Source organism: Sessilibacter sp. MAH3 (assembly GCF_054658275.1).
The window spans coordinates 1-7,759 of the sequence record NZ_BAAGIE010000054.1 but is presented as its reverse complement, the minus strand read 5'-3'; the positions used below and the strand labels follow the sequence as shown (position 1 = coordinate 7,759).

At 40.0% G+C, this 7,759-nt stretch carries 10 protein-coding genes; all 10 read left to right on the top strand.

What is annotated here, in order from left to right:
* Positions 1–138 precede the first annotated feature (138 nt).
* The 10 genes from ACYQ2C_RS18355 (at position 139) to ACYQ2C_RS18310 (ending at position 7,576) form a co-directional block, all read left to right on the top strand.
* The gene (locus tag ACYQ2C_RS18355; protein WP_460104620.1) at positions 139–642 is read left to right on the top strand and encodes a hypothetical protein; all 504 of its coding nucleotides are present in this window, start codon (positions 139–141) and stop codon (positions 640–642) included.
* A 504-nt stretch (positions 643–1,146) separates the two neighbouring features.
* Positions 1,147–1,779, top strand: coding sequence for a hypothetical protein (locus tag ACYQ2C_RS18350; RefSeq protein ID WP_460104622.1), 633 nt, complete (start codon positions 1,147–1,149; stop codon positions 1,777–1,779).
* Between the two features lie 69 nt (positions 1,780–1,848).
* Positions 1,849–2,157 carry a hypothetical protein gene (locus ACYQ2C_RS18345; protein ID WP_460104624.1) on the top strand — a complete coding sequence of 103 codons (309 nt, stop codon included), beginning with the start codon at positions 1,849–1,851 and terminating at the stop codon, positions 2,155–2,157.
* A gap of 540 nt (positions 2,158–2,697) precedes the next feature.
* The gene (locus ACYQ2C_RS18340; RefSeq protein WP_460104626.1) at positions 2,698–3,126 is read left to right on the top strand and encodes a hypothetical protein; all 429 of its coding nucleotides are present in this window, start codon (positions 2,698–2,700) and stop codon (positions 3,124–3,126) included.
* A gap of 123 nt (positions 3,127–3,249) precedes the next feature.
* Positions 3,250–3,528, top strand: coding sequence for a DUF6959 family protein (locus ACYQ2C_RS18335; protein ID WP_460104628.1), 279 nt, complete (start codon positions 3,250–3,252; stop codon positions 3,526–3,528).
* 523 nt (positions 3,529–4,051) lie between these two features.
* Entirely contained in the window at positions 4,052–4,399 is a 348-nt protein-coding gene (locus ACYQ2C_RS18330) for a tetratricopeptide repeat protein (protein WP_460104631.1), read from the top strand.
* Positions 4,400–5,364: 965 nt separating this feature from the next.
* Positions 5,365–5,697 carry a hypothetical protein gene (locus ACYQ2C_RS18325; RefSeq protein ID WP_460104680.1) on the top strand — a complete coding sequence of 111 codons (333 nt, stop codon included), beginning with the start codon at positions 5,365–5,367 and terminating at the stop codon, positions 5,695–5,697.
* A gap of 90 nt (positions 5,698–5,787) precedes the next feature.
* Positions 5,788–6,159 (top strand): DUF4288 domain-containing protein, encoded by a 372-nt coding sequence (locus ACYQ2C_RS18320; protein WP_460104678.1) that lies wholly within the window; start codon positions 5,788–5,790, stop codon positions 6,157–6,159.
* 442 nt (positions 6,160–6,601) lie between these two features.
* Entirely contained in the window at positions 6,602–7,150 is a 549-nt protein-coding gene (locus tag ACYQ2C_RS18315; protein WP_460050704.1) for a hypothetical protein, read from the top strand.
* A gap of 51 nt (positions 7,151–7,201) precedes the next feature.
* Complete coding sequence (locus tag ACYQ2C_RS18310; RefSeq protein WP_460104675.1) at positions 7,202–7,576, top strand: hypothetical protein; 375 nt, start codon at positions 7,202–7,204, stop codon at positions 7,574–7,576.
* The last annotated feature ends 183 nt before the right edge of the window (positions 7,577–7,759 follow it).

Below are 7,759 nucleotides of genomic sequence, written 5' to 3'. Positions count from 1 at the left end.
GTACACTTTTAGCAACGCAAAATAGCTATCTTCGCGGTTGTTCTAACAAGTTGCTCTTATTCGTTCCGGCCACAAAAGGCGTGGCCTCCACCGGACGCGCTAGCGCGCGCCGCAAAGCAAAGCGTTATATTTAAAATCATGCTTCCGGTAGAAAAAGAATTAAGAGACAAGCTCAGCTGGTTTATAAATGAGAAACCATTGAAGAATGATCAATGGGTATGTATGTCTTATATGGGGAGAAATTCGCACAGCAAAATTCTCCCAGATGGGTTTGCGTTAGCAGATCTCAAAATTGAATTTCCTCGCGATGTATTTATAGAGATATATAAAAGATATTACGACAAAGTAGTCGAAGAAGAGCGAAACGATGAGACGTATGAATGGGGTGAGCTACCCGAATGGGATCAAGTTAGGGAGCTAAATTACCCACCTTTTGAAGAACTGATTGCCGACCATACGGAACTTGCTATTGCCGTAATATCAGAAAATGATATTGAGATTGGGGAGTTAATTTATATGGAGCCAAAGTCAGACCCGAAGAATGGCTTTTCTTTGAAAATTCTAAATCAGGCCAAGGTAACTGGCAACACTGTTTCCTTGCTGGGTAAAGTGTTGTATAAAGTAGATTATGTCAAGCCATAAATATAACAAAAATGTCAAACAACGCTACATGCCTACGGCATTCCTCTGGACTCGCTCCTGTGTCGCTCGCCGTTTACATTGGCGTTAGAACTATTCAGTGGTTTTATCAGTGGTAAATTTTAAGTGTTACGTAAACTGAAAGTTCTTATTCTTGGTGCTTTCAAGTAAGGTACGAAATAGGAACAATTGCAAAATTGTGGTAGCCAATTTTTAGTAAAAAGGTAAATTTTCGTTGGGCAGTTTTGCTCTTCGCGGTTTCAATTAGTAGAGTGGTTGCTTAAAGTAGAGCAGTTTCGTTCTTCGTGGCTCAAACTGGTTAATTTGGTCGCGGGAAGTAGGGTAACCTAAATGTTTAGTAGTACACTTTTAGCAACTCAAAATAGCTATCTTCGAGATTGTTCTAACAAGTTGCTGTTATTTGTTCCGGCCACAAAAGGCGTGGCCTCCACCGGACGCGCTTGCGCGCGCCGCAAAGCAAAGCGTTAGGCAATTCAGGGAAGGCATATGTACAAAAAGCACATCATCTGGGTGTTAATCACTATTATTCTTGTTCAATTTTGCTTCTTGGTTTGCACTCCAAAAGACTCAAAAGAAATTGCTTCTCACCAAGATTTGGTTTCACTTAATAAACGTTTAAGCAATCTCGAAGAATCTTCTAGCAACGTGTACTTAGTTAAAGAATCATCAATAGACTGGTATAAATTATCATCAACAGTGGCTACATTTTTTGCTGTATGTGTGTCTCTTTGGTTGGCTTACAGGGAAAGGTTAGCAAGGTTCATGGTTGAGGCTGTATTTGAGCCGAAAACTGAATCAGTAACGCTTGTCGTAACAAATATAGGGAGTCGTGATGTTGTTATTAAGCAGGTATGTATATATCCGCCATCATTGAGATTATTTAATAAGAAGCCTATTCATTTTTTTGAAGAAAGCAAAGAGCTAGAAGATAGTAGGTATTTTAATATTGAAATACCTAAAGAGAGCAATGGCATTCCCGAGTGTTGTCGCGAAATGAAAGGTATTACTAAGTTTCTTTATGGTGTCAAAATTCTTCATTTCCATGCCACAGTAACAACTTCTACGAAGAAAAAAGTCACTATCAGAGTAAGAAAAATTGATTGTAAGCCTAACAATTAGCTCCACCGGACAAAATACTCGCTACGCTTCCATTTTGCAGGTGAGCTAGGCGTTAGGCATTCAAACGACATGAGTGATGAATTGTATTTTATTACTGGGGCTTTTTCGGTTGGTTCAATGCGCTCGAGAGAGCTTCACGAGACATTTCGAGTAATGGATATCGAATCTAAATTCGACGAATCATCAGTGATGTTGTTCCAAAATGTAGAAATAAGCATGGATAAAGGATTGTGTAGTTTTTCTTCAGAATCAGCTGATATGGAATTTCTAAGACTTATATCATCTGCTATATCTGAAGCGCTAAAAAATGGCGCTATACATCATCAAATAGAAGTAACAGACGGCGAATGGAATACAATTCATGTTTATAAGCTTTAATAAAAGGCAACGTAAGCCTAACAATTTGCACCAGTCGGAAAATTTGTTCCGTGGCTTTTTTGTATTTCCGCTACGCTATAACACAAAACGCCACTCCACAAATTTCCGCTGTGCAAGGCGTTAGAACTACTCAGTGGTTTTAACAGTGGTAAATTTTTGGTGTTGCGTAAAATGGAAGTTCTGGTTCTAGGTATTTTTAAGTAAAGTGTAAAAGGTTGGCAGCTACAAAATCGTGGTAGCCAATTTGTAGTAAAAGGTAGGTTTACGTTGGGCAGTTTTGCTCTTCGTGGTTTCAATTAGTAATGTAGCTGCGTAGGGCTAGGTAGTTTCGTTCTTCGTGGCTGAAATTAGCAAACTTGGTCGCAGAAAGTAAGGTAACTTAAATTTTTAGTTGTAAGCTTTTAATACTGCAAAATAGCTATTTTTGTAATTGTTCTAACAAGTTGCTCTTATTCGTTCCGGCCACAAAAAAACGTGGCCTCCACCGGACGCGCTAACGCGCGCCGCAAAGCAAAGCGTTAGAGCTCACAGTAACCAAGCATGAAAATTAGCGACTTAGTATGGGGGTGGGCCTCACAAAAAGAAGAAAATCTAATCAGGAATTTATTTTCATTTGGGGAGGCTTTGGAGTTTCTTGCTTCACAACCTTCTATTCAAGTTGAGAGGCTTGAGGGAAAGTGTCCGTTTATTGAGGCGTGGTATGGCTGCTGTTGTGAGGTACTGGATTTTAGAGAAAGGCTCAACAATCATTCAATTCCGGAGTATTACGATCAGGGGCTTCTCGATGCACTAAACAGATTATCTAGTGCCTTCGAAAACCTCACCGAAGAGGAGTGCGCCGAAGGTGACGATAATATTTATAATATGGATGGGTGGTGTAAAATCAGAGAGCTTAGCCAGTTGCCACTTTTACTTATTGAGTGGCAGAATCTAGTTGAGTTTAGAGATAGCATTCAGGAAATGCTCTAACAAGGTTATCAACCCGACCTCCACTACGTAGCTTCGTTTGCGCTTAAACGCTACGCTAGCGCAAACAAACCAACTCCGTTCCGGCGGGTTATAACGGCGTTATGTGCCCCCACTGAGATCAAAATGAAAAAAGAAGAAGTTGAAATATTCTCGGATGCTACTAATCAGGCTGTCATGAAACATCCAGAAAGGAATTACCCTGGCGTACTAATTCAGGGTGATACTCTGTATTCGATATGTAAAGATCTTGATGAAGTGTACCAAGAAATTAAAGCCGGAAATGTTGTTGAGGCATTCGAAGAGCTCAATGAAATTCGAAATTCTATGTGGGAAAGGCTTAATCATTACAAGGCGGTCCTTGGAGAGCATGATATTGAGCTTCCTTTTAGTGAGCAACCATGAAGCTAGAATCACATAACAATTTGCTCCTGCTGACATTTTTTCCGTTGCGCCTTTTGTGCTTAATAGCACAAAATTCTCCACTCCAAAAATGCAGCAGAGCAAGGCGTTAGAATCATTCAGTGGTTTTATCAGTAGTAAATTTTAGGTGTTACGTAAGCTGGAAGTTCTGGTTCTTGGTATTTTTAAGTAAAGTGTAAATGGTTGGCAGATACAAAATCGTGGCGCCAATTTTTAGTAAAAAGGTAGATTTGCGTTGGGCAGTTTTGCTCTTCGTGGTTTCAATTAGTAAGATGGCACGTAACGTTTAGTAGTTTCGTTCTTCGTGGCTCAAATTGGCAAACTTGGTTGTAGAAAGTAAGGTAATTTAAATGTTTAGTAGTACACTTTTAGTAATGCAAAATAGTTATTTTTTGCAATTGTTCTAACAAGTTGCTCTTATTCGTTCCGGCCACAAAATGTGGCCTTCACCGGACGCGCTAACGCGCGCCGCAAAGCAAAGCGTTATTTATCGTGAGGGAGTCACGTGAAAACTGAAGTCGATTACATCAACAATTTGAAAGAGAGATGGCCGAAAGATTGGCAAGACCCTGAGCCAACGAAAGAAACTATTTCACTAGCAGATACGGCAGTTGAGGTTTACCCAAATTCTGAGAAACTTTGGATCATGAGGGGAGATCTTTATCTGCTTATAAATTACGAAGATGAAACCCCACTATCAGAGTCTTTACGTTGTTATGAGCGGGCAATAGAAATTAACCCGAGGTCTCAAGAGGCATACTTTGAAAAGGCAACGTTTATTGATGTTCACTTGGGTAAACCCAGGAAAGCAAAGCAGTACTATGAAAAAGCGCGGCGTCTAAAAAATGCATAACAAATTGCTCCACCTGACACATACTGCTTCGTTTGTTTTGTGTCTGTCGCTGCGCTCCATTTTCACACAAAACGCTCTCCGCAGTATGTGACGGTGAGCAAGGCGTTATGAGGGGTGGTAAAAATCAAATTTAATCCAAGAATCACGTCCTTATTGGCTTTGCCTTCTCTGGTTGCATTGGACGTTTATTATTTCTCTTTCGGCTTTCTTATGTTCCTGTTAGGCAACGCTTTAATTGTTTGTTCGGTCATATATATTAGGCTACAGAGTCATGGGGCAGCTAGTTTGATAGATCCCGTAATTGGCATGACACAAAAGCTTTCGTTTAGTGAGCGTCCCATAATGTTAATTGGCTTAATCTCATCCGGCTCGTTTTTAATCAGCTTAATATTTAAATTTGTCTACTTGGTGGCTGTCTCATAACAAGGCCATCATGCATCGCCCGCTTCGCGGGCTGGACAAACTTTCCGTGGCTCGTTTTTCCGCTTTAAGCTACGCTAGCGTAAAAACGCTCCACTCCAAATTTGCAGCATATGGCGGCGTTAGAACTACTCAGTGGTTTTATCGGTGGTAAATATTAGTTGTTACGTAAACTGAAAGTATTCGTTCTTGGTGTTTTTAAGTAAAGTGTTAAATTTGAGTAATTGCGAAATCGTGGCAGCCAGTTTTTAGTAAAAAGTAGGTTTATGTTGGGCAGTTTTGTTCTTCTTAGTTTCAATGTGTAACGTGGTTGCATAAGGCAGAGCAGTTTCGTTCTTCGCAGCTCAAATTGGCAAACTTGATCGCAGAAAGTAAGGTAATTCAATGTTTAGTTGTATACGTTTAGCACGGCAAAATAGTTATTTTTGCAATTGTTCTAACAAGTTGCTCTTATTCGTTCCGGCCACAAAAGGCGTGGCCTTCACCGGACGCGCTAACGCGCGCCGCAAAGCAAAGCGTTATAACTTAACACAAGGAACTAATAAGTGCCGATTTTAAGAATTCAATTTCCTCAGTCAAAACGTATTAATCAAAGTATTCAGTACTCTCCCGTAGATACATACATCTATAGTACATATCGCAACAGGGCGTGGTACTGTGAGCCAAGTTATTCGATCTATCTCTTTTCTGAAGAAAGCAAAAATGAACTTCAAGAAACATTGGATAAAGGTACGCCTAAAGATCTTGATGGCTACGAAGTTCAAGAAGTGAATTTGGCTACAGACCATATGGAATCTGACACAAGAGTGTGGATTCAAAAGCAAATTGATGCAATGAACAAGATAAAAGAAGTGCTTGGTAAGTTTCAAGGCAAGTGAATGTTATAACAAGGTGCTTTAGTCGCTGCGCTGGGACCTCCGTTCCGCTGCGCTTCACTACGGCCCCTAAGCACGGCGTTAAGTGTCATCATGGATAAAAACATTTCCCCAGTCGGCTGGTATATCGGAACATATTTAGCTCGGTTTATTGAAGTTGAAGATTCGAACAACAATGATCCGGAAGCTAGATTTGCCACTTGGGAAAATACAGTAATTGTTAAAGCACTCACACTAGAAGAAGCCTTTGAGAAAGTGGAGACAATCGGTTTAGAACACGCAGAGCCATACAAGGGCGGTAAAACTGAGGTTCCAGTGCAGTGGGAATACCTCGGAATTATTGATCTTCTGCCAATTTATGAAGAACTCGGAGATGGCTCTGAGGTTATATGGACATCAAATCACCCCAAGAAACTTAAAAATCTTAAATCAATGGTTAAAGATGTCAGTGCATTTAAAGAGTAAACACTTAACAAGCGGCTGTAGCATCGGCCGCAAAAAACGCGGCCTGGACGCTCACTGTGTTCGCGCCACTAAGCCGGGCGTTATACGTATTCTTTGTATTATTCTTGGTGAATTTAATCGCTGCTTTGTCGCTGAAGCTTGTCGTTTTTGGTGGCTGAAACTTCAGTAAACTAAAGTGTTAAATGGCTAACGTGGTAACCAGTATTTTGTGCTTTGCCATCTTAAAATCAATCCAGTTAGTTCTTCTTTGTACACATTAAACTGTGGTAAATTTTCAGTTTATTGGCCTGCATTTTAAAGCAGTAAATTCAACAATGGTGGTGAAGGCTGTTTATGTTAAAAACGTATAACAAGCCGCTCAAACATCAGGCAAAAATAAGTTTTTGCCTTGGACTCGCCACTGCGTGGCTCGCTGTTTAGCGGGGCGTTATGTGGTAGTTAGATGAAGACGCATTATTTGGAAGCCGACTATAGATCCGAAACATTAGAAGAAATCTTCGTTTCGCTAGATCATGGGTTTGCTAGATACCAGAAAAAGTATGACGAGAATGAATGGTACGATGCGTATTGGGCGCAAGAGCAGACAGAGTCCATTTTTGGCATAGCATACGTGACTGCACAAACATATATTACAGGCGCAATCTCGGATGTTTCGAAAATTTCTGGCTATAACGCTAAGAGTAAAAAAATCGAGTGGCTCTCTACGGCTTGTAAAGAATTACAGAATGGCATTTCTACCATATTGTTTATAAATACGATGGCTAACTACTATAAGCACTATGAAGAATGGGGCCAGTGGAAAGCTACTGGCATCAACAAGAATACTATTGAAACACTACTAGCCTTCGATATAAACGAGGAAACTGACTTTCCTTGCTGGGAGGCTGCTAAAATATTAAGCGGTGAAAAATTTCCATCTAATGTAAGTTTTCTTGGAGAAATACTCATCGATTGGCGAAAAGGTCTGGTTCAGCATGTCAAAATCACATAACAAAAATGTCAAACATCGCTACATGCTTTCGGCATTCCACTGGACTCGCTCTTGCGTCGCTTGCCGCTTACATTAGCGTTATGCGATAAATTAATAGAAATGAATTTTGCATATTTAGACATTGAAAATAGATTTTCTTTAGAGGTTACTGCAAAGAAATTGAGCCAAGCTTTGGCAATAGACTTTGAGCCAGAAACATCAGGAAAATATGAAGAATTCCCTGCTTATATTGCAGTAACAGATGATTATTATTTTGCATTACTCGGATTTCCAGAATCAGAAAATGATCTACGCGATGAAAATGAAATAGATAATACATATTATGATCTTCAAATAAGTCCAAGGAATACACTGCAACCATCATCTACAGAATTTTCATATATTATTAATAAATCAGGTCTATTAACTTGCAAAATAGCAACATGAATAAAGCGCATAACAAGGCAAATCATGTTCAGCACACTGCGTGTGCTTGGACCTTCGCTGCTTCGCAGCTCGGCCCATGTTTGCGGCGTTAGAACTACTCAGTGGCTTTATCAGTAGTAAATTTTAGGTGTTACGTAAACTGAAAGTTTTCGTTCTTGGTGCTTTCAAGTACAGTGTAAAATG